Origin of the sequence: Pseudonocardia autotrophica, assembly GCF_003945385.1 — a bacterium.
GTDB classification, from domain to species: Bacteria; Actinomycetota; Actinomycetes; order Mycobacteriales; family Pseudonocardiaceae; genus Pseudonocardia; species Pseudonocardia autotrophica.
On sequence record NZ_AP018920.1, the window covers coordinates 2,314,849 to 2,336,557 of the forward strand.

Consider the following 21,709-nt stretch of genomic DNA (forward strand, 5'->3'; position numbering starts at 1 on the left):
CGTGGCACTCACGGCCGGATCGGCCGGTGCGCACCCGTAGGACATTAGGACACCGGATCCGGACCCGGCGCGGCGGCATCCCCGTTGCGCCGCATGCCGACCGCGGATACGCCGTACGGATTGCCGGGAATCTCCGGTGTACCGCCGGGGCGACGGTAGCCTCGTCGTGACCCACCTCACCGGACACCACGGCTCCAGGAGCACCGATGCTCGGACTGATGCAGGACCGCCCGCTCACGCTGCCGCACGTCTTCCACCGTGCGGAGCAGTACTTCGGGCACAAGGAACTGATCACCGCGACACCAGCGGGGACGACGGAGACGACCACGATCGCCGACTGGGCCGTCCGGGTCCGCAGGCTGGCCGCGGTACTCGACACGCTCGGGATCTCGCCGGACGGCCGGGTCGGCACGTTCTGCTGGAACACCACACGGCACCTGGAGCTCTATCTGGCGGTGCCGTGCACGGGGCGGGTGCTGCACACGCTGAATCTGCGGCTGTTCCCCGATCAGCTGGTCTACGTCGCCAACCACGCGGGCGACGAGGTGGTCTTCGTCGAGCGGTCGCTGCTGGGGCTGTTCTGGCAGCACATCGACCGGCTGGAGACGGTGCGGCACGTGGTCGTCATCGACGACGGGGCCGGCCCGGAGATCCCGGACGACCCCCGGGTGTCCGACTACGAGGAGCTGCTGGCCGCGGCGGAGCCGGTCACCGGCCGGTTCGTCGTCGAGGACGAGAACACCGCCGCCGCGATGTGCTACACCTCGGGCACGACCGGGAACCCGAAGGGCGTCGTCTACTCGCACCGGTCCACGCTGCTGCACTCGCTGGCGACCCTGTTCGCCGACGGGCTCGGGCTCTGCGAGCGCGACGTCGTGCTGCCCGTCGTGCCGATGTTCCACGCCAACGCCTGGGGCCTGCCCTACGGCTGTCTGCTGGCCGGTTCGTCGCTGGTGCTGCCCGGGCCGGGGATGACGCCGGACGCGATCCTCTCGCTGATCGCCGAACACCGGGTGACGCTCGCGGCCGGCGTCCCGACGATCTGGATGGGGCTGCTCCCCAAGCTGTCCGAGTACGACGTGTCCTCGCTGCGGACGGTCCTGTGCGGCGGCTCGGCGGTGCCGAAGTCGCTGTCCGAGGGCTTCCGGGAGGCGATCGGGCTGCCGGTGCTGCAGGGCTGGGGGATGACCGAGACGTCCCCGCTGGCGGCACTGGGGGTGCTGCGCGCCGAGCACGACGGGCTCTCCGACGACGGGAAGGCCGATGTGCGGGCGCAGCAGGGCCCGGCCGTCCCGCTGGTGGAGCTGCGGATCGCCGATCCGGAGACCGGCGAGGAGCAGCCGTGGGACGGCGTCGCGACCGGCGAGGTGCAGGCGGCCGGGCCGTGGATCGCCAAGGAGTACTACGGCGGTGAGGGCGGTGGTGGCCAGTTCACCGACGACGGCTGGCTGCGCACCGGCGACGTCGCCGTGGTCGACCGGCTCGGCTACGTCAAGCTCGTCGACCGCACCAAGGACCTGGTGAAGTCCGGCGGCGAGTGGATCAGCTCGGTGGATCTGGAGAACGAGATCATGGCGCACCCGAAGGTCGCCGAGGCGGCGGTCATCGCGGTGGCGCACGAGAAGTGGGTGGAACGCCCGCTGGCCTGCGTCGTGGTGAAGGGCGGTGAGCAGCTCACCGCCGACGAGCTGATCGAGTTCCTGGCCGGGCGGGTAGCCAAGTGGTGGCTGCCCGATGCCGTCGAGTTCATCGACGAGGTGCCCAAGACGAGCGTCGGCAAGTTCTCGAAGAAGACGCTGCGGGAAAAGTTCGGCGGTTACCAGGTCACCGCCCCGGACGCCCGATAGGCGCCTGACCGGATCCCGGCCCCGCGGTAGGGGCCGGGATCGACCGGCGTCGTGCGGTGCCACCGTGACCCGGCGTTCATGATCCCTGTTTCGGGAGTGTCGGTGCGCCTACGGGCACGCCACGCTCCCGAAACAGGGATCATGGCGCGCCACCGGAGCAGGCCCCGCCGGCCCGGACGGCTCAGCTCCGCAGCAACCTGCGGAGCAGCGGGGTCCGGCCGGTGCCCGGCTCCGCGTCCCCGGCGCTGCTCTCGGGGAGCTCGCTCTCCGACGGCTCGGCGTCGGCCGCCCGCGGCCCGGGGATCGCGGACCGGCCGGACGCGCCGGGGCCCTGCTCCGGGATCGTGCCCGCCGGAAGCGGCGCGCCTTCCAGCACGTCCAGGCAGTGCGTGTCACCGCAGGCGTCGCCGACCGCGATCTGCCCGGCGATCGCGGCGACCGCGGTGAGCGGGGCGTCCAGCGGGGCCCGGCCGAGCACACCGGGGCGGGTCAGGTCCCACAGCAGGACGCTCCCGCCGGAGCCCGCGGTGACGGCCCGGTGCCCGGCCATCCCGGTCACCGCCCGCAGCAGCACCGGATCGGCCCGCACCGTGGTCACCGTGGCGGCCCCGATCGCCCAGGCGTGCACCCGGCCGTTCGCGTCCGCGGCGACCGCGTGGCATCCGTCGTCGTCGATCGCGACGCCGACCAGCTGCGAGCCGGGCAGCGGAACCTGCTGCAGTTCACCGGACGCGGTGTGCCACACCGTGAGGGCGGTGTCGGAGCCGAGCAGCACGGTGCTTCCGCCGGGTGTGAGCGCGGCCCGGCGCGCCGGGGCGGGCAGCTGAACGGAGCGGAACTCCCGGCCGGTGCGGGCGTCGGCGACGGCGACCCGATCGGCCTCCTGACCGGTGCCGCCGAGCACGACGAGCGTGCCCCGCCCGGTCAGCACGGTCCCCTTCACTCCCACCGATCCGGCCCGCACGCCGGTGGCCGCGTGCCGCTCGTCGATCCGGCCGGCGGACCCGTCGGCGACGGTGAACAGCCGCGTCCCGCCGGTGTCCGACCACACGTGCTCGGCGCCGGTCGAGCACCGCCAGCGCTCGTCACCGGTGTGCCGGTCGCGGGCCAGCAGCAGCCCGGCGTCGCGGGCGGCGGACACGACGAGATCCCCGGCGACGGCGATCGCCCCGACCTCGGCGGGCAGCCCCGGCCGGTCCCCGCGGTCGACGACCCCGGTGGTGTCCCACACCAGGATCCGGCCGTGGTCGTCGCCGGTTGCTGCGGTCGTCCCGTCGGCACCCAGTGCGGCGGCGCGGACGGCGGAGCCGTGCCCGGCCAGCAGCACCGGCGCTGCCTCCTCGTCGGCACCGGTCCGCCAGAGCTCGACGACGCCGTCGGCACGGGCGACGAGCGCGCTCCCGGTCCCGGCCGCGGCGGCCGCCGTCGCGGAGGTCCCCCCGCCGAGCCGTTCGGGCCCCTGCGGGACGCCCGCGACCAGATCGAGCAGGTGCACACCACCGTCGGCGGTGGTGACCAGCAGCTCGGCGGCCCCGCTGCGGGCGAGCCCGGTGACCGGGGCGTCACCCTCCAGCCCGGCGAGCAGGGCGCCGGACGCGACGTCCCACGCCCGCAGCGCGCCGTCGGCACCGCCGGACACGATCGTGCCGGGCCCGCCGGCGACGAGCGCCCGGACCGGGCCGGTGTGCCCCTCGCGGATCGTGACCGCAGCACCGTTCGCCACCGCCGTACCGTCGATCACGTCCCAGATCCGGACGGTGCCGTCGGCTGCGCCGCCGGCCAGCCGGGTCGCCCCGGCGGCCGTGCAGGCGAAGGTGAGCACCTCGAGATCCCCGGACGCGGTCAGTGTGCCGACCTCGGCGCCGTGCCCGGCCAGCACCCGGACCACGTCACCGGCCTGTGCCACCGCGATCAACCCGCCGTCGTCGGAGACGGCGAGCGCGCGGACCGGGGGAGAGGAGAGCGCGGGCCGGGGACCGCAGGCACCCGCGACCGGATCGGTCCCGGCGGGCAGCCCGGTGCCGGTGTCCCAGGCGAGTACGGATCCGGACGCGTCCACCGAGAGCAGCCGGCCACCCGGTTCGAGGATCAGTCCGGTGACGGCGTCGCCGTGGCCGTCGAGGATCCGCCGCAGGGCGGCCGACGCGGGCCGGGTCCGCCACCGGGTGGCCAGCACCAGCAGCCCGCGCGCGTCGATCCGCTTCCGGGCGGCACCGGCCAGCGCGCTCTCCCCGGTGGCGACCGCCCGGGCGAGCAGCTGCTGGGGCAGTGCCGCCGGCCGGCCCGCGAGATCGGGATCGCGCAGGTGGTGCGCCTCCAGATCCAGGATCCGGCGCAGCGCCTCGGGCGTCACGCCAGGCGGCGGGTTCAGCCCCTCGAGGCCGCCGGACAGCGCGTCACCGGTGGCGATGCGCCGCTCCAGGCCGTCCCAGAACGTCTCGACGGGCATGCGGTGGTCCTCCCCGGGGTCGTGGTCGGTTCCGTGTCGGAGCCCCGCGAGGCATCGTTAACGAGGAAGGGGGTGTCGCGGACCGACCGGCGGTGACCGGTCGTGATCACTCGGTGACCGGCGGACCGTTGCGCCACGATCGGACGATGTCGGGGGGCAGGTCTACCGTCCGGCTCATGGCTCGTACCTCTCGTGCCGGCACCGCCGGCGCGCTCGTCGCCCCCTGGCTCGCGCTCGCCGGGATCGCGGTCACCTCGCCGGTGGTGATCGCGCAGCGAACCGCGCAGCTGGTCGTCGGCGGCTGGCCGCCGGGGCCCCGGGAGCGGCGCGAGATCACCCGGATGTGGACCGAGAAGCTCGATGCGTTCTCCCGGGCCGCGGTCATCGCCGGGACCTCGGTGCCCGGGCCGGCGACAGCGGCCAGGGCGCTGGCGCCGATCCGGGCCGCGGTACGGAGCAACGCGCGGCGGCTCGGCCGCCGGTAGCCGGCCGTCAGACGGCGGCGAGCTTCTCCCGCTCGGCCCGCTCGGTCGCGGCGTCGAGCACCTGGACCTTGTCGCCGACCTGCAGATCGTCGAAGAACGCGCGTGCCTGCGCGGTGTCGAGCTTCACGCAGCCCGCCGACGCCCGGTCGCGGTCACCACCGTGGAACGCGATGCCGCCGTCGGCGAAGAAGACCGACCACGGCATGGGCGCCGGGCCGCCACCGGGCGCCTCGAACTCGCCACTGCGATGGTCGGCCTCCTTGCGGTACACCCGGAACGAGTGGCCGATCGGTGTCTCCTGGCCCGCCCCGCCGGACGCGATCGGGACCGGGCCGCGGGTGATCTCGCCGTTCGTGATCAGCCACGCCTGCTGCGACTCCAGGTCGACGCAGGCCCGTGCGGAGACCGAGCAGGGGGTTCCCGCGACCTGCTTCTCGGTGTGCACCTGGCGCGCGACGTCGCTGCTCTCGGCCTCCGCGCCGGCCATCGCGACACCCGCCGTCGCGACCCCGGCGAGCACGACGGTCCCGGCCAGCACCGCCACCGTGCTCCTGACCCGGCGTACCGTCCTGCTTCGCACCTGTGCAGCTCCCCTGATCGTGGTCCCTCGAACGTGTTCAACGCGCGAGCTCGTCCTCCGTGACGGAGGACGCCGCGACCGGTGCCGCGGTTGACTCACGAACGGGTGATGCCGGTGCGGGCGACCGTGACCGGGTCCCCGGGCGCGATGGTGCCCGACGTGAGCACCCGGCAGACGGCACCGCCCCGGTCGTGCAGCGCGCGTCGCGCTCCCGGCCCGACCGCCGTCTCCATCACCCGGCACGGTGCGGCGCGGCGGACCACCTCCAGCAGCACACCGTCCGGCCCGCCCACGACGATCCGGGTGCCCGGCTCGGTGGGGATCGCACCCCGGTCGACGGTGATGTTGCGCCGGGTGCGGCCGGGTTCGACCGGCGCGCCGAGCGCTTCGGCGGCGGCGTCGAGCTCGGTGCGGCTCTGCACCGTGACGTGCCGGTGCCGGGTGCCGAGGTACCGGTCGCCGGCGAGGCCCTGCCCGGCGAATGCCTCGACCTGCTCGACCGCGCGCATCGGCGCGCCCCGCTCCGGTGCGACGTGCACGGCGGCGACCCGCATCGGCCCGTCCGGGCTCACTCGACGGTCACCGACTTCGCCAGGTTGCGCGGCTTGTCGACGTCGCGGCCCAGCGCGACGGCGAGATGACGGGCGAACAGCTGCAACGGCACGGCGAGCAGGATCGGCGCCAGCTCCGGTTCGGTCCGCGGCACCCGCAGGACGTCGTCGGCGAGCCCGTCCGGGAGCTCCGCGTCGGTCACCGCGACGACCGGGCCGCCGCGGGCACGGATCTGCTCGATGGTGCCGACGTTCTTGGCGAGCAGCTCGTCGTCGGGGACCAGGACGACGCTCGGCATCTCCGGGGTGACCAGCGCGAGCGGGCCGTGCTTCAGCTCGGACGCCGGGTAGGCCTCCGCGTGGATGTAGGAGATCTCCTTGAGCTTCTGCGCGCCCTCCCGGGCGACCGGGCGGCAGCGGGTGCGGCCGACGAAGAACATCGACGACGCGCCGGCGTGCCGCTTCGCGATCTCGGCGATCTCGCCGTCCCGTTCCAGGATTTCGGCGATGTGCCCGGGGAGTGACTGCAGACCCTCGACCAGCCGGCGGCCGTCGGCGACGGACAGGTCGCGCACCCGCCCGAGCAGGACGGCGAGCATCGCGAACGACACCGCCATGTTGGTGACGGCCTTGGTCGAGGCGACCGACACCTCGGGTCCGGAGTGCAGGAAGATCCCGTTCCCGCACTCGCGGGCGATCGCCGACCCGATCACGTTCACCGCGCCGATCACCCGGCCGCCCTTGCGGCGCAGCTCCTGCACCGAGGCGAGGGTGTCGGCCGTCTCGCCGGACTGGCTGACCGCGACGTAGAGACAGTCCGGGTCGACGACCGGGTTCCGGTACCGGAACTCGCCCGCCGGCTCGGCCGCCGCCGGGATCCGGGCGAGCTCCTCGACCAGTCCGGCGCCGATCTCGCCGGCGTAGTAGGCGGAGCCGCAGCCGAGGAACAGCACCCGGCGCACCCCGCGCAGGTCCCTAGGATCCAGCTCCAGGCCACCGAGCCGGGTGGTGGCGAAACGGGTGTCGAGCCGCCCGGCCAGCGCGCGCCGGACCGCGTCGGGCTGCTCGGCGATCTCCTTGGCGAGGAAGTCGGGATGCCCGCCGAGCGCGTAGTCACCGGTGTCGGCGTCGACCGTGGTGGGCGCGATGCGGGTCGAGCCCTCGATACCGTCGGCGCGGACGGTGACCAGCTCGCCGTCGTCGAGGAACACGACCTGCCGGGTGTGCCGCACGACGGCGGCCAGGTCCGACGCGACGACCATCTCGCCGTCGCCGAGGCCCAGCACGATCGGGCTCCCGTTGCGGGCGACGACCAGCTCGTCGGGCGCCCGGGCGTCGAGCACCACCAGGCCGTAGGTCCCCTCGACCTGAGCCAGCGCGGCGCGGACGGCCTCGGCGAGCGACCCGGCACCCGCCTCCAGGGCCTCCGCGACGAGATGGGGGAGCACCTCGCTGTCGGTATCCGACGCGAGCGCCACACCGCGCGCGGTCAGTGCGCTGCGCAGCGCATCGGCGTTCTCGATGATCCCGTTGTGCACCACGGCGATCCGGCCGGACGTATCGGTGTGCGGATGCGCGTTGCGGTCGCTGGGCTCGCCATGGGTCGCCCAGCGGGTGTGCGCGATGCCGGTCCGCCCGCGGGGTGGGTTCTCGCCCAGGAGGTCCCGCAGGTCCTCGACCCGGCCCGCGGTGCGCCGCACCGTCACCTTCCGCCGGTGCACGAGCGCGAGACCCGCCGAGTCGTAACCCCGGTACTCCAGTCGCGCCAGACCGTCCAGCAGTACGACGGCGGCCTCCCGCGACCCGACGTAACCCACGATGCCGCACATGCGACGTCCTCCTCAGCCGTAGACGATCCTGCGCAGGCGGCGCGCCGAGACCTCGCCGGGCGCGACCACCCGGGTGCCGAGCTCGGCACCGATCCGGGGCCAGATCTCGTCGTTGCGCAGCCCACGGGCCTGCAGCTCGCGGTGCTTGCGCCGGACGAACTGCTCGGTGGTCTCGGCGAAGTGCGCGACGACATCGGCGACGACACGCGCCGCGACCTCCCGCGGTAGACCGGTCGTCGCAACGACGTGTCGCACGAGATCCGGATCCACGGCCCCGATCCTGACTGTCCGAGGCATCGACGGCCACATTCCTGCCCGGATCCGGGCAAGGATGGGCCCGACACGAAGCGGAACGCCCGCCTGAGTGACTCGCCCCGAGATCCGATGACACTCGCCGCGGCACCCGCGGCGGGGTGTGTGGGCCCACTCCGCTCGGTGCGCCGCCGGACGGAGGCGGTGCCGGAACGAGTGGTGTGCGTCGGCGAACCCGGGGTCGCGCACCGGGCGGGTGCCGGGGCGAGGTGCGTGGCGGTGGCCCATCGGGTGCGGGAGGAGCAGGCCCCGCAGGGCGTCCGATCGCCACGGGGTGGGGGCGAGCTGTCGCCGGGGGAGGGGCGCCGGCTCCAGGCCACAGTCCGACGAGGCATCCGGTTGACGGGGTACCACGCGACGGGGCACCCACACGGTGAGGCGACGACGCGGTGACATCCACCCGACGCGACATCCACCCGACGCGACATCCACCCGACGCGACATCCACCCGACGCGACATCCACCCGACGGGACAACCGCCCGACGGGACAACCGACCGCGGAGGCACTCGCGCGGCGAGGCGTCAGCTCGCCGGAGCACCGTTTCGACGGTGTCTCGGCCCGACACCGCCGCCCACCCGGTCGCGCCGTCGCACCGGACGATCACGCCGGGCAGCGCTCGAAACGGCCCGTGACCTGCGACGACACCGAAAACAGACCCCCCTGTTCGCGTGCCCTGAGGGCTGCTGTAACTTTATCCAGGTCAGCGAGTGAGCCGGACAGAACGGGCCTGAGAGCCCGGTCAACAGGCCCGCTGGCCACAGAGATCCCCCCGGTGGATGTCCGATTTTCTCGGGTGTTTATGGTGGTGGGGTCAAGGCGATCCGCCTTCGGATCCGGTTGTGAGGCCGGTGGTGTGGTGCGGGTGTCTTTTGAGAACTCAACAGTGTGTCGAGCTATTTATATAGTTTTGGCGTTTTTATGCCAGTTTGTTTGGCTGTGGCTGGTCGATCCCGTCGGCTGGTCATGGTGTTTGTCAGGGTTTTGTTGGAGAGTTTGATCCTGGCTCAGGACGAACGCTGGCGGCGTGCTTAACACATGCAAGTCGAGCGGTAAGGCCCTTTCGGGGGTACACGAGCGGCGAACGGGTGAGTAACACGTGGGTGACCTGCCCTCCACTCTGGGATAAGCCCGGGAAACTGGGTCTAATACCGGATAGGACACGTTGATGCATGTCTTCGTGTGGAAAGTTTTTTCGGTGGGGGATGGGCCCGCGGCCTATCAGCTTGTTGGTGGGGTGATGGCCTACCAAGGCGGTGACGGGTAGCCGGCCTGAGAGGGCGACCGGCCACACTGGGACTGAGACACGGCCCAGACTCCTACGGGAGGCAGCAGTGGGGAATATTGCGCAATGGGCGGAAGCCTGACGCAGCGACGCCGCGTGGGGGATGACGGCCTTCGGGTTGTAAACCTCTTTCGCCAGGGACGAAGAGCAATTGACGGTACCTGGAGAAGAAGCACCGGCCAACTACGTGCCAGCAGCCGCGGTAACACGTAGGGTGCGAGCGTTGTCCGGAATTATTGGGCGTAAAGAGCTCGTAGGCGGTGTGTCGCGTCGATCGTGAAAACTTGGGGCTTAACTCTGAGCGTGCGGTCGATACGGGCATCACTTGAGTTCGGCAGGGGAGACTGGAATTCCTGGTGTAGCGGTGAAATGCGCAGATATCAGGAGGAACACCGGTGGCGAAGGCGGGTCTCTGGGCCGATACTGACGCTGAGGAGCGAAAGCGTGGGGAGCGAACAGGATTAGATACCCTGGTAGTCCACGCCGTAAACGTTGGGCGCTAGGTGTGGGGACCATTCCACGGTTTCTGTGCCGCAGCTAACGCATTAAGCGCCCCGCCTGGGGAGTACGGCCGCAAGGCTAAAACTCAAAGGAATTGACGGGGGCCCGCACAAGCGGCGGAGCATGTGGATTAATTCGATGCAACGCGAAGAACCTTACCTGGGTTTGACATGCACAGGACCGCGGCAGAGATGTCGTTTCCCTTGTGGCCTGTGTGCAGGTGGTGCATGGCTGTCGTCAGCTCGTGTCGTGAGATGTTGGGTTAAGTCCCGCAACGAGCGCAACCCTTGTTCCATGTTGCCAGCACGTAATGGTGGGGACTCATGGGAGACTGCCGGGGTCAACTCGGAGGAAGGTGGGGATGACGTCAAGTCATCATGCCCCTTATGTCCAGGGCTTCACACATGCTACAATGGCTCATACAGAGGGCTGCGAGACCGTGAGGTGGAGCGAATCCCTTAAAGTGAGTCTCAGTTCGGATCGGGGTCTGCAACTCGACCCCGTGAAGTTGGAGTCGCTAGTAATCGCAGATCAGCAACGCTGCGGTGAATACGTTCCCGGGCCTTGTACACACCGCCCGTCACGTCACGAAAGTTGGTAACACCCGAAGCCGGCGGCCCAACCCTTGTGGAGGGAGCTGTCGAAGGTGGGACTGGCGATTGGGACGAAGTCGTAACAAGGTAGCCGTACCGGAAGGTGCGGCTGGATCACCTCCTTTCTAAGGAGTCTCACCGAGTGGTGAGGCGCCAACGTTTTACGCACGTTGTTTTGTGTGGATTGTGTTGGTTCCTTATTCGAGATCATGCCTGTCGGGGCCGTTCGTGTTCCGGGGTGTGTCTGGGTGGAACATGAGGCGTCAAGGCTGAGTTCGGCACACTGTTGGGTCCTGAGGGGACATCCGGTTGGGTGTTGTCTTCTGGCCGTCCGTCTGGTGGTTTCCTAACGCGTTCCTTGTGTGGGGTGTGGTGGTTGCTGTCCGGGTTGGTGTGGTTGTGGGTTGAGTGTTGCATAGTGGATGCGAGCATCTTGTTGTGGTCAAGTTGTTAAGAGCACATGGTGGATGCCTGGGCATCAGGAGCCGATGAAGGACGTGGGAGGCCGCGATAGGCCTCGGGGAGCTGTCAACCGAGCTGTGATCCGAGGGTGTCCGAATGGGGAAACCCAGCACCCGTCATGGGGTGTTACCCGTACCTGAATTCATAGGGTGCGTGGAGGGAACGTGGGGAAGTGAAACATCTCAGTACCCACAGGAAGAGAAAACAATAGTGATTCCGTGAGTAGTGGCGAGCGAAAGCGGAAGAGGCTAAACCGTGTCCGTGTCAAGCCGGCAGGTGTTGCGGGTGCGGGGTTGTTGGGACGTGTTGTTCACCTTCTGCCGAGGGTGGGATGATGTGGTGCTGTGTTAGCGGAAGACTTCTGGGAAGGGTCGCCGGAGTGGGTGAGAGCCCCGTACGCGAAAATGCAGTGTCTGTCATGAATGTTGTTCCCGAGTAGCAGCGAGCCCGTGAAATTCGCTGTGAATCTGGCGGGACCACCCGTCAAGCCTAAATACTACCTGATGACCGATAGCGGACAAGTACCGTGAGGGAAAGGTGAAAAGTACCCCGGGAGGGGAGTGAAATAGTACCTGAAACCGTGTGCTTACAAGCCGTCAGAGCCTGAAGTCTCTTTGTGGGGCAGGGTGATGGCGTGCCTTTTGAAGAATGAGCCTGCGAGTTATGCTTCGTGGCGAGGTTAACCTGTGTGGGGTAGCCGTAGCGAAAGCGAGTCCGAATAGGGCGGTGGAGTCGCGGGGTGTAGACCCGAAGCGGAGTGATCTACCCATGGCCAGGGTGAAGCGTCGGTAAGACGTCGTGGAGGCCCGAACCCACCAGGGTTGAAAACCTGGGGGATGAGCTGTGGGTAGGGGTGAAAGGCCAATCAAACTTCGTGATAGCTGGTTCTCCCCGAAATGCATTTAGGTGCAGCGTCGTGTGTTTCTCACCGGAGGTAGAGCACTGGATGGCCTAGGGGGCCGACAAGCTTACCGAAGTCAGCCAAACTCCGAATGCCGGTGAGTGAGAGCGCGGCAGTGAGACTGCGGGGGATAAGCTTCGTGGTCGAGAGGGAAACAGCCCAGATCACCGGCTAAGGCCCCTAAGCGTGCGCTAAGTGGGAAAGGATGTGGGATCGCCCGGACAACCAGGAGGTTGGCTTAGAAGCAGCCACCCTTGAAAGAGTGCGTAATAGCTCACTGGTCAAGTGGTCCTGCGCCGACAATGTAGCGGGGCTCAAGCGCACCGCCGAAGCCGTGGCAATGACACGTAGAGTGTTGTTGGGTAGGGGAGCGTCCTGCATCTGGTGAAGCCCGGGAGTGATTGACGGGTGGAGGGTGTGGGAGTGAGAATGCAGGCATGAGTAGCGAATGCAGAGTGAGAATCTCTGCCGCCGGATGACCAAGGGTTCCTGGGCCAGGTTGTTCCGCCCAGGGTGAGCCGGGACCTAAGGCGAGGCCGTCAGGCGTAGTCGATGGACAACGGGTTGATATTCCCGTGCTCGTGATAGTGCGTCCATGCTGAATCTGGTGATGCTAACCATCCGAACCCACCTCGGCTCCTTCGGGAGTTGTGTTTGTGGGGGAGCGTGGGATCCGATCTGGTAGTAGGCAAGTGATGGGGTGACGCAGGAGGGTAGCTCCGCCACGCGGTGGTTGTCGTGGTGTAAGCCTGTAGCCTGATTTCCTAGGTAAATCCGGGGGATCGTGAAGGGTGAGAGGTGATGCGTAGCCGATTGAGGCGAAGAGGGTGATCCCATGCTGTCGAGAAAAGCCTCTAGCGAGTGCTGTTGCGGCCCGTACCCCAAACCGACACAGGTGGTCAGGTAGAGAATACCGAGGCGATCGAGAGAACTGTGGTTAAGGAATTCGGCAAAATGCCTCCGTAACTTCGGGAGAAGGAGGGCCATCTGCCTTGAGGCCTCTTGCAGGCTAGGGGTGGGTGGTCGCAGAGACCAGGCCCAAGCGACTGTTTACTAAAAACACAGGTCCGTGCGAAGTCGCAAGACGATGTATACGGACTGACGCCTGCCCGGTGCTGGAACGTTAAGAGGACCTGTTAGTCCTTCGGGGCGAAGCGGAGAATTTAAGCGCCAGTAAACGGCGGTGGTAACTATAACCATCCTAAGGTAGCGAAATTCCTTGTCGGGTAAGTTCCGACCTGCACGAATGGCGTAACGACTTGGGCGCTGTCTCGACCACAGACTCGGCGAAATTGCACTACGAGTAAAGATGCTCGTTACGCGCGGCAGGACGGAAAGACCCCGGGACCTTTACTATAGCTTGGTATTGATGCTCGGTTCGGCTTGTGTAGGATAGGTGGGAGACTGTGAAGCGTTCACGCTAGTGGGTGTGGAGTCGTTGTTGAAATACCACTCTGGTCGAATTGGGTGTCTCAACCTCGGGCCATGATCTGGTTCAGGGACAGTGCCTGGTGGGTAGTTTAACTGGGGCGGTTGCCTCCCAAAGAGTAACGGAGGCGCCCAAAGGTTCCCTCAGCCTGGTTGGCAATCAGGTGTTGAGTGTAAGTGCACAAGGGAGCTTGACTGTGAGACTGACGGGTCGAGCAGGGACGAAAGTCGGGACTAGTGATCCGGCACCACCTTGTGGAAGGGGTGTCGCTCAACGGATAAAAGGTACCCCGGGGATAACAGGCTGATCTTGCCCAAGAGTCCATATCGACGGCATGGTTTGGCACCTCGATGTCGGCTCGTCGCATCCTGGGGCTGGAGTAGGTCCCAAGGGTTGGGCTGTTCGCCCATTAAAGCGGTACGCGAGCTGGGTTTAGAACGTCGTGAGACAGTTCGGTCCCTATCCGCCGCGCGCGTTGGAGATTTGAGGAAGGCTGTCCCTAGTACGAGAGGACCGGGACGGACGAACCTCTGGTGTGCCAGTTGTCCCGCCAGGGGCACGGCTGGTTGGCTATGTTCGGGAGGGATAACCGCTGAAGGCATCTAAGCGGGAAGCCTGTTCCAAGATGAGGTCTCCTACCACCTTGAGTGGGTAAGGCTCCCAGGAGATGACTGGGTTGATAGGCCGGAGATGGAAGCCCTGTGAGGGGTGGAGTTGACCGGTACTAATAGGCCGAGGGCTTGCTCACAACATTTTGTTCGCATCCACTGTGTGACCCTGAGCCCACAACCAGTTTTGGTTGTGTGGTGGGTTGAAGAGAAGTTGATAGTGTTGTCGGTGGTCATAGCGTTAGGGAAACGCCCGGTCCCATTCCGAACCCGGTAGCTAAGCCTTTCCGCGCCGATGGTACTGCACTCGACAGGGTGTGGGAGAGTAGGTCGCTGCCGACATTCAACATGTGTAGGGGATGCCCCGGACTTCGGTCCGGGGCATTTCCGCATTTCCAGGCCTTTTTTATGCTGACCGGCCCGGGTGTGGGCGTAGTTGCCCGCTCGGATGTGCGCCCGATGCCCATGCGGTGTTCGCCCGCTGCGCGCGTGGTGCCCGCGCAGGGCCCGCCCGGATGGCCGCACGGTGTCGGCCTGATGCTCGCGGAGTGCGCACCCGGTATGGGGATGCCCGCCCGATGCGCCGATGCGCCGATGCGCCGATGCGCCGGCTCGCCAGTGCGCTCCCAGCGCGCTCCCCCCCAGTGCGTGTGTGTCGGTGGGCGCCCGGGGGTGCGGCCGTCAGTGGACGGGCGTCCCACGTGGCCGGGAGTTCCGAGGGCTACGCCAGGGTCGTGAGACGCCCCGTGGACTGCACTGGTGTGACGGTCGACCGGTGCGCGGTGCGCGGTGCGCGGTGCGCGGTGCGTAAGTCGGAGGCGCGGGGACGAGGCAGCGTGTCGACGCCGACCCGGCCGACGCCGGTGACACGGTCGCGATACGGCAGAGCGGCCAGGTCGCAGCGCAGCCGCTGGGACCACAACAGACCCGGTGCGCAGGCGCACGCCCGGATGCGGGCCCGCGCGCCTGCCGGCCAGTTACATGCCCGAGTTCGGGCCCGCGCGCGGCTGCTGCCCCGGTGCCCGCCCCGGTGCACGCCCTGGTGGGCGCTGGTGCGCACCAGATGTGTGCCCGTCCGCGGGGATCCCTGCGGGGGCGGATGTTCCGAGAGGTACACCAGAGTCCTGGACGGCCAGGCGGACAGCACTGGTGTGACTGTCGAGGAGCGATGGGTGGTCCGGGCCTGGGCGCGGTTGGGTCTGCTCCTGTTCGGCCGTCGGCGGCGGCCGGTGCGTGGGCGGCGTCCTCGGCACGTACGGACCTGTATGTATACATATTGAGGTCTTGTATGCTTGGGCTGTTGTCGTCGTCCTGAGAGGTCTCCATGAGTACCGAAGTCCGTCCGTGTTTCCACCTCGCCGTCCCGGTGGACGATCTCGCTGCGGCCCGCCGGTTCTACGGTGAGGTGCTGGGCCTGCCCGAGGGGCGCTCGTCGCAGAGCTGGGTCGACTGGAACTTCCACGGGCACCAGGTCGTCACGCACGTCGCACCCCGGGCGACTCCACCGGCGCACAATCCGGTCGACGGGCACGACGTGCCGGTCCCGCATTTCGGTCTCGTGCTCCCGGTCCCCGCGTTCCACGAGCTCGCGGAACGCCTGCGGGCGGCCGGAACCCGGTTCGTCATCGAGCCGTACCAGCGCTTCGCAGGCGAGCCGGGGGAGCAGTGGACGATGTTCCTGACCGATCCGGCGGGCAACAACCTGGAGTTCAAGGCGTTCGCCGACGAGTCCCAGATCTTCGCGACGTAACCCGGGCGCATCCGATGCCACCGACGAAGGCCGACGTCATCCATCACGCGCTGCGCGACGACATCCTGGCCGGGCGGCGCGAGCAGGGCGCGTTGCTCGACGAGATGGAGCTCGCCGCGACGTTCGGCGCGTCCCGGACGCCGGTCCGGGAGGCGCTGCGCAGGCTGCAGAGCGAAGGCCTGCTCGACACCGGTCCGCGACGGCAGATGCAGGTCGTCGAGCTGTCCGACATACGCGACGGTGCCCGGGTGCGGGAGGTCGCCCTGCTGCGCGTCGCGTTGGAGGGGACGGCCGCCGTCGAGGCGTGCGAGGTGCACGAGGAGCAGGAGATCGACGCGCTGCGCGCCGCGGTGCACCGGCAGCGGCGGATCGCGGGCCGCGGTGACGTCGAGGCGTTCCTGACGCTGGACGAGGAGTTCCACCGCGACCTCGCCGGACTCGCCCGGATGCCGACCCTGTCGTTGCTGCTCGGCCGGCTCGGCGCGTTCGTCCGGCTGGCACGCCAGGGGGTGCCGACCGGACGCGAGCACATGCTCGGCCTCGCCGACGAACACGACCGGCTCCTCGACCTGCTCGAGCGGCGTGACGGCGCAGCACTGCGGGACGCGCTCGCAACGCACATCGAGGATCTGCGACCACGCCGCGTTCCACCGGACGGGGGTCGGATGGAACCGAACGGCCCCCGTGTACGACAGTGAGGGTATGGACTGTCAGCAGTGCCGCGACGTGGTGTCCGCGTCCCTCGACGGCGAGGCCACCGCGGACGAGCAGGCGGGCGCCGATGCGCACCTGCTCGGGTGCGACGCGTGCCGCCGTTACGCCGCGAGCGCTGACCGGGTGACCCGCCTCAGCCGGGTGCGGCCGGCCGGCGACGTGCCGGACGTCGTGACCCCGCTGCTGGCCTCACTGGGCATCGTGGAGCCCGATCCGCCGGAGCCCGTGGCCCCGGCGGTCCCGGAGCTGACCTGCCACAGCGGAGGCTGCTGCGCGACACCGCAGCCGGAAGCCGCAGCGGCGCCCCGGTCGGCCTGCGGTTGCCCGGCCACCTGCGGCTGCGGCTGCCAGCAGGGCTCCGCCTGCCGGTGCAGCACCCGGGCGGCCTGACCGTCCGTACGCCCCGGATCGGTCGAGGGTGGGTGCTGACGGCGGGGGTCCGGCGGCCGTACCCTTCTCCCCACAACCGACCCGCGGTGCACAGGAGAGGACCGGATGAGCGAGCGGCGCACCTCCCGCACCGTGGCGGCACCGGAGCTGTCCGACGAGCTGACCCGGATCGCGTGGCGGGTCGAGCGCTGGATCGACCCGGGCCCGGCGGCCGTCGTCGTGGGAGCAGCGGTCGCAGCGGTGTCGGCGTCGCTGCTGATGCCGTGGTCGGTCCGGGCCGACGGCTGGCAGATACTCACCGGGCACGTCGACATGGGTCCGTTGCCCCGGCTGTTCACCATCGCCGTCGTGGTCGGCCTGGTCGCCTCGGCGCTCGCCCTGTTCACCCGTCACTGGCCGCTCGCCTGGACCGCGGCCACGGTCTGCGGGATCGCGGCGCTGTCCGGGCTGTGGGCGGTCTGGTCCCGGCAGACGGCCGCCGGCGCCGACATCGGCCCGGGCCTGGTGGTGACGGTGCTCGCGATCAGCGTCCTGTTCGTCACCTGGGCGTGGATCGTCGTCGCGGCGGGCCCGCGCGCGGCGACCGTCCGCCCCGCCTGAGTGGTGCCGAGCTGAGCGGTGCCGAGCTGGGCAGTACGGACCTGAGCGGCGCCGAGTCGGGCAGTACGGACCTGAGCGGTGCCGATCCGAGCAGCACCGGCCCGAGCAGCGCCGATCCATGCGGTGCCGGTCCGAGCAGCGTCGACCCGAGCAGCGTCGACCTGAGCAGCGCCCAGCTGGGCAGCACCGACCTGCACGGTCCCTACCCGGATCAGCCTCGGGTCCACCGCCCCAGCACCATCAGCGTCCGGGTTCCGGTGACCGTCCCGCTGCGCCGGATCCGGTCGATCACCTCCTGCAGGTGCGCCAGATCGCGGACCCGGACCTGCACCAGCGCGTCCAGATCCCCGGCAAGCGTGTACACGGCCTGCACCTCCGGCTGACGGGCCGCCGAGTCGACGATGTCGGAGATGCTCGCCGTCCCCGCGTAGCGGATCTCGCTGAACGCCTCCACCGCCCAGCCGAGCTTCTTGTGGTCGACCTGCACGGTGAACCCGGTGATCACCCCGGACTCCCGCATCCGGTCCACCCGCCGCTTCACCGCAGCGGTCGACAGGCCGACCGTCGCGGCCATGTCGGCGAAGGTCCGGCGCCCGTCCTCGTGCAGCAGCCGCAGCAGCGTGTGATCGATGTCGTCGAGCTCCTGCATGCTGCCTCCTGTGCAACAGAACTCCGCTGATCGGTCCGGCAGAGCGTATCCATTGCGTCTGCGGCGCGAGTTCTGCGTCGGACGTTGCGCGGGTGGCTGCGGTCACGTTGTCCTGGTCGCAGCCGCACCCGACTCACCGAGGAGCCGCGCCCCATGAACGGCCCGATCGACGCCCGCACCGCCACCACCACCGTGCTCGACGACAAGTACGTCTCCGACCGCGGCCGTGCCCCGATGACCGGCATCCAGGCCCTCGTCCGGCTCACCCTGGAGCAGGCCCGCCTGGACGCGGCCCGCGGGCTGGACACGGCGTCGTTCGTCTCCGGCTACCAGGGATCCCCGCTGGGCACCCTCGATGCCGAACTCGGCCGCGCCGCACGGCACCTCGACCCGGCCCGGATCGTGTTCCGGCCGGGGCTCAACGAGGAGCTCGCCGCGACCGCCGTCGCCGGCACCCAGCTGCTCGACGCCGTCCCGGGGCGACGGTACGACGGCGTCGTCGGCTACTGGTACGGCAAGAACCCCGGACTGGACCGGGCCGCGGACGCCATCCGGCACGGCAACCTCGCCGGCACCGCCCGGCTCGGCGGCGCGGTCGCGATCATCGGCGACGACCCGTCCTGCAAGTCGTCCACCGTGCCCAGCTCCTGCGAGCCGATCGCGCAGAGCCTGAACCTGCCGTTGCTCGCACCCGGCTCGGTGTCCGAGGTCGTCGAGTTCGGGCTGCACGCCGTCGCACTGTCCCGGGCCACCGGCCTCTGGACCGGACTGAAGATCATCGCGGACGTCGCCGACGCGTCGTCCACCGTCGATCTCGGGGCGCTGCGCCCCGAGTTGCTCGGGATCCCGCACCCGCCCGCCACCGACCGGGCCCAGGCCGGCGCCATGGTCGGCCCGGCCGCGGTGGAGGCCGAGCACGACCAGCTCACCCGGCGTCTCGACCTGGCCCGCCAGTACGCCCGCGAGACCGGACTGAACCGCATCACCTTCGATGCCCGGCGGGCCCGGCTGGGTGTGCTCGCATCCGGGACCGGATACGCCACCGTGCTCCGTGCGCTGGACGATCTCGGGCTCGGCGAGGGAGACCTCGATGCGCTCGGCATCCGGCTGATCCGGCTCGCGATGCCGTTCCCGATCGACCGCGACGCCCTCGCGGCGCTGACCGACGGGCTCGCCGAGGTGCTCGTCGTCGAGGACAAGGTCCCGTTCCTGGAGGGGCACCTGCGCGACGCCCTCTACGGCCGCGCGCAGCAGCCGGTGATCACCGGCCGGCGCGACGACCGGCAGCGGCCGCTGCTGACCGCCCGCGGTCAGCTGTCCGCCGAGGACGTCGCCCGCGCCGTCGCGGCCCGGCTCACCGCGGTCGGTGCGGAGCTGCCCGGCCCCGCCCGAGCCCATCTCGACGCGCTCGCGCCGCCGCGTCCGTCCCGGATCGAGCTGGGCCTGGCCAAGGCCGGTGACCTGGGCGCCCGCACGCCGTACTTCTGCTCCGGCTGCCCGCACAACACCTCGACCCGCACCTCCGACGACACGCTGGTCGGCGTCGGGATCGGCTGCCACGCGATGATCGCGCTGGACGGCGGGCACCGCGGCAGGCAGATCGGGCTGACCCAGATGGGCGGCGAGGGCGCCCAGTGGTTCGGGCTGGCCCCGTTCACCGACGACCGCACCCTGGTGCAGAACCTCGGGGACGGGACCTTCCACCACTCCGGTTCGTTGGCGATCCGCGCGGCGGTCGCGGCCGGCGTGACGATGACCTACAAGCTGCTCTACAACGATGCCGTCGCGATGACCGGCGGGCAGCGCGCCGAGGGGCGGATGGGCGTCCCCGAGATCACCCGCTCGCTCGCGCTGGAGGGGGTGCGGCGGATCGTCGTGACCACCGACGAGCCGGCCCGCTACCGCGGGATCACCCTCGATCCGATCGCCTCGCTGCGGCACCGCGACGACCTGCCCGCCGCCGAGGCGGAGCTCGGGGCGCTCGACGGCGTCACCGTCCTGATCCACGACGACCGGTGTGCCGCCGAGGAGCGCCGGATGCGCAAGCGCGGCAAGCTCCCCACCCCGGCCGAGAAGGTCGTGATCAACGAGCGGGTGTGCGAGGGCTGCGGGGACTGCGGCGACAAGTCGACCTGCCTGTCGGTACTGCCGGTGGACACCGAGTTCGGCCGCAAGACCCGGATCCACCAGCCCTCGTGCAACTCCGACCTGTCCTGTCTCAAGGGCGACTGCCCGTCGTTCCTGATGGTGGAGCCGGGGACCCCGCGCAAGCGGGAGATCCCGGCGCTGCCGGTCACCCTGACCGACCCGGAGCCGAGGGTCGGCGCCGACTCCACCCTGATCCGGATGCCCGGGATCGGCGGCACCGGCGTCGTCACCGCCTCGGCGGTGCTGCAGATGGCGGCCCACCTCGACGGGCTGTGCGCGGCCGGGCTGGAACAGGTCGGCCTCGCCCAGAAGGGCGGTCCGGTCGTCTCCGACGTCCGCATCTCCAAGGAGCCGGTGGACGGGATCCTGCGCGCCTCGCGGGGCACCGCCGACGTGCTGATCGGGATGGACCTGGTCGGCGCAGCCACCGACGCCAACCTGTCGGTCGCGCGGCCCGGGCACACGGTGGCCGTCGTCAACACCTCGCTGGTGCCGACCGCGGCGATGATCACCGGCCGGGTCGTGCTGCCCGGATCCACCGACGACGCCGTCGACAAGATCGCGCGGAGCACCCGTGACCTGCTGGCGGTCGACGCCCAGACGATCTCCGAGGCGCTGTTCGACGATCATCTCCCGGCCAACATGCTGCTGCTCGGCGCCGCTTTCCAGCACGGCGTGCTGCCGGTGTCGGAGCAGGCGATCGAGGCAGCGATCCGGGTGAACGGCGCCGCGGTCGAGCGGACGCTGACCGCGTTCCGCTGGGGCCGCGCCGCCGCGATCGACGCCGCGGCCGTGCGGGCCGCGCTGGCCGGGCCGCAGCGGGCCACCGTAGCCGTCGACGCCGATTCCGCGGTGCTCGCCGCGTCGGTCGCCGCGGGGACCGATCTCGAGGCCGTGCTCGCCACCCGGATCGCCGATCTCACCGGCTACCAGGACGCCGGGTACGCGGCCCGCTACGCGGAGGAGGTCCGCCGGGTCGCCGCGATCGCCACCGCCCGCGCGGGCGACGTCGGCGGCGACCGGATCGCGCTCGCCTACGCCCGCGGACTGCACACGCTGATGGCCTACAAGGACGAGTACGAGGTCGCCCGGCTGCACCTGGACCCGGTCGAGGTCGCCCGCCGGGAGGAGACCTACGGTTCGGACGCCCGGGTGACGGTCATGCTGCACCCGCCGGTGCTGCGGGCGATGGGGATGCACCGCAAGATCCGGCTCGACGGCCGGGTGGCGGGCCCGGCGTTCCGGGCGCTGCGTGCGGCGCGGCGGCTGCGCGGGACTGCGCTGGACGTCTTCGGCTACGCCGGGGTCCGCCGCCTCGAGCGGGAGCTGGTCGGCGAATACCAGGCGCTGGTGCGGGCCGCACTGGACACCCTGGACGGCCCGGCCGCCGGCACTGCTGCTGCCGGCACCGCTACCGCCGGTGCTGCGACCGCCGGCACCGCTGCTGCCGACGCCGCTTCCGCCGACGCGGGGATCACCGACCCGGTGGACACCGTCGTCGCGGTCGCGGAGACGGCCGGGCTGGTGCGCGGCTACGAGGACGTGAAGCTCGGCAACGTCGAGCGGTTCCGGGCCGAGGCGGCCGCGCTGCTGGGGAGCCTGCGCGGCTGACCTCCCGAGGCGGGCC

General features: G+C 69.9%; 13 protein-coding genes and 3 rRNA genes. 10 read left to right on the plus strand and 6 right to left on the minus strand.

Going from position 1 to position 21,709, the window contains the following annotated elements:
- The first annotated feature begins 206 nt into the window (after positions 1-206).
- Positions 207-1,847, plus strand: coding sequence for a long-chain fatty acid--CoA ligase (locus tag Pdca_RS10940; RefSeq protein WP_085916485.1), 1,641 nt, complete (start codon positions 207-209; stop codon positions 1,845-1,847).
- Positions 1,848-2,028: 181 nt separating this feature from the next.
- Here the strand turns inward: Pdca_RS10940 and Pdca_RS10945 are convergent, their stop codons facing one another.
- The gene (locus Pdca_RS10945; protein WP_085916486.1) at positions 2,029-4,296 is read right to left on the minus strand and encodes a WD40 repeat domain-containing protein; all 2,268 of its coding nucleotides are present in this window, start codon (positions 4,294-4,296) and stop codon (positions 2,029-2,031) included.
- Between the two features lie 176 nt (positions 4,297-4,472).
- Here Pdca_RS10945 and Pdca_RS10950 point away from each other — a divergent pair, with 176 nt between their 5' ends.
- Positions 4,473-4,781, plus strand: a complete 309-nt coding sequence (locus Pdca_RS10950) for a hypothetical protein (RefSeq protein WP_085916487.1) — start codon at positions 4,473-4,475, stop codon at positions 4,779-4,781.
- 7 nt (positions 4,782-4,788) lie between these two features.
- Here the strand turns inward: Pdca_RS10950 and Pdca_RS10955 are convergent, their stop codons facing one another.
- From Pdca_RS10955 to Pdca_RS10970, 4 genes are all read right to left on the minus strand, one after another.
- The gene (locus tag Pdca_RS10955; protein WP_232021510.1) at positions 4,789-5,325 is read right to left on the minus strand and encodes a L,D-transpeptidase; all 537 of its coding nucleotides are present in this window, start codon (positions 5,323-5,325) and stop codon (positions 4,789-4,791) included.
- Positions 5,326-5,456: 131 nt separating this feature from the next.
- Positions 5,457-5,933, minus strand: a complete 477-nt coding sequence (locus Pdca_RS10960) for an MOSC domain-containing protein (RefSeq protein ID WP_232021511.1) — start codon at positions 5,931-5,933, stop codon at positions 5,457-5,459.
- Entirely contained in the window at positions 5,930-7,741 is a 1,812-nt protein-coding gene (glmS, locus tag Pdca_RS10965; RefSeq protein WP_085916490.1) for a glutamine--fructose-6-phosphate transaminase (isomerizing), read from the minus strand. The genes Pdca_RS10960 and glmS overlap by 4 nt, the downstream gene beginning before the upstream one ends.
- A gap of 12 nt (positions 7,742-7,753) precedes the next feature.
- Positions 7,754-8,038 (minus strand): hypothetical protein, encoded by a 285-nt coding sequence (locus Pdca_RS10970; RefSeq protein WP_085916493.1) that lies wholly within the window; start codon positions 8,036-8,038, stop codon positions 7,754-7,756.
- A gap of 998 nt (positions 8,039-9,036) precedes the next feature.
- On the opposite strand from Pdca_RS10970, the gene Pdca_RS10975 reads away from it, so the two are divergent.
- The 7 genes from Pdca_RS10975 to Pdca_RS11005 all read left to right on the plus strand — a co-directional run bounded on the left by Pdca_RS10975 (position 9,037) and on the right by Pdca_RS11005 (position 17,285).
- Positions 9,037-10,556 (plus strand): 16S ribosomal RNA (locus Pdca_RS10975).
- A 315-nt stretch (positions 10,557-10,871) separates the two neighbouring features.
- Positions 10,872-13,971 (plus strand): 23S ribosomal RNA (locus Pdca_RS10980).
- A gap of 85 nt (positions 13,972-14,056) precedes the next feature.
- Positions 14,057-14,173, plus strand: a 5S ribosomal RNA gene (gene rrf / locus Pdca_RS10985).
- The 16S, 23S and 5S rRNA genes sit together here, the layout of an rRNA operon.
- Before the next feature lie 982 nt (positions 14,174-15,155).
- Entirely contained in the window at positions 15,156-15,581 is a 426-nt protein-coding gene (locus Pdca_RS10990) for a VOC family protein (RefSeq protein ID WP_085914265.1), read from the plus strand.
- A gap of 14 nt (positions 15,582-15,595) precedes the next feature.
- Positions 15,596-16,279, plus strand: a complete 684-nt coding sequence (locus Pdca_RS10995) for a GntR family transcriptional regulator (RefSeq protein ID WP_085914264.1) — start codon at positions 15,596-15,598, stop codon at positions 16,277-16,279.
- A gap of 4 nt (positions 16,280-16,283) precedes the next feature.
- A complete protein-coding gene (locus Pdca_RS11000) occupies positions 16,284-16,685 on the plus strand; it encodes a zf-HC2 domain-containing protein (RefSeq protein WP_085914263.1) in 402 nt (133 codons plus the stop codon).
- 105 nt (positions 16,686-16,790) lie between these two features.
- On the plus strand, positions 16,791-17,285 hold the full coding sequence (locus Pdca_RS11005; RefSeq protein WP_085914262.1) for an Rv2732c family membrane protein: 495 nt from the start codon (positions 16,791-16,793) through the stop codon (positions 17,283-17,285).
- A 211-nt stretch (positions 17,286-17,496) separates the two neighbouring features.
- Here the strand turns inward: Pdca_RS11005 and Pdca_RS11010 are convergent, their stop codons facing one another.
- Positions 17,497-17,934, minus strand: coding sequence for an Lrp/AsnC family transcriptional regulator (locus tag Pdca_RS11010; RefSeq protein ID WP_085914261.1), 438 nt, complete (start codon positions 17,932-17,934; stop codon positions 17,497-17,499).
- 153 nt (positions 17,935-18,087) lie between these two features.
- Between Pdca_RS11010 and Pdca_RS11015 the strand changes: the two genes are divergently transcribed.
- Positions 18,088-21,693, plus strand: coding sequence for an indolepyruvate ferredoxin oxidoreductase family protein (locus Pdca_RS11015; RefSeq protein WP_085914260.1), 3,606 nt, complete (start codon positions 18,088-18,090; stop codon positions 21,691-21,693).
- The last annotated feature ends 16 nt before the right edge of the window (positions 21,694-21,709 follow it).

Excerpts from the sequence above, each read along its gene's own strand:
- Pdca_RS10950 (WP_085916487.1), top strand. The coding sequence starts at position 4,473 with ATGGCTCGTACCTCTCGTGCCGGCACCGCCGGCGCGCTCGTCGCCCCC.
- Pdca_RS10945 (WP_085916486.1), bottom strand. The coding sequence starts at position 4,296 with ATGCCCGTCGAGACGTTCTGGGACGGCCTGGAGCGGCGCATCGCCACC.
- Pdca_RS10990 (WP_085914265.1), top strand. The coding sequence starts at position 15,156 with ATGAGTACCGAAGTCCGTCCGTGTTTCCACCTCGCCGTCCCGGTGGAC.
- Pdca_RS11000 (WP_085914263.1), top strand. The coding sequence starts at position 16,284 with ATGGACTGTCAGCAGTGCCGCGACGTGGTGTCCGCGTCCCTCGACGGC.
- Pdca_RS11015 (WP_085914260.1), top strand. The coding sequence starts at position 18,088 with ATGAACGGCCCGATCGACGCCCGCACCGCCACCACCACCGTGCTCGAC.
- glmS (WP_085916490.1), bottom strand. The coding sequence starts at position 7,741 with ATGTGCGGCATCGTGGGTTACGTCGGGTCGCGGGAGGCCGCCGTCGTA.
- Pdca_RS10970 (WP_085916493.1), bottom strand. The coding sequence starts at position 8,038 with ATGCCTCGGACAGTCAGGATCGGGGCCGTGGATCCGGATCTCGTGCGA.
- Pdca_RS10940 (WP_085916485.1), top strand. The coding sequence starts at position 207 with ATGCTCGGACTGATGCAGGACCGCCCGCTCACGCTGCCGCACGTCTTC.
- Pdca_RS11010 (WP_085914261.1), bottom strand. The coding sequence starts at position 17,934 with ATGCAGGAGCTCGACGACATCGATCACACGCTGCTGCGGCTGCTGCAC.
- Pdca_RS11005 (WP_085914262.1), top strand. The coding sequence starts at position 16,791 with ATGAGCGAGCGGCGCACCTCCCGCACCGTGGCGGCACCGGAGCTGTCC.
- Pdca_RS10995 (WP_085914264.1), top strand. The coding sequence starts at position 15,596 with ATGCCACCGACGAAGGCCGACGTCATCCATCACGCGCTGCGCGACGAC.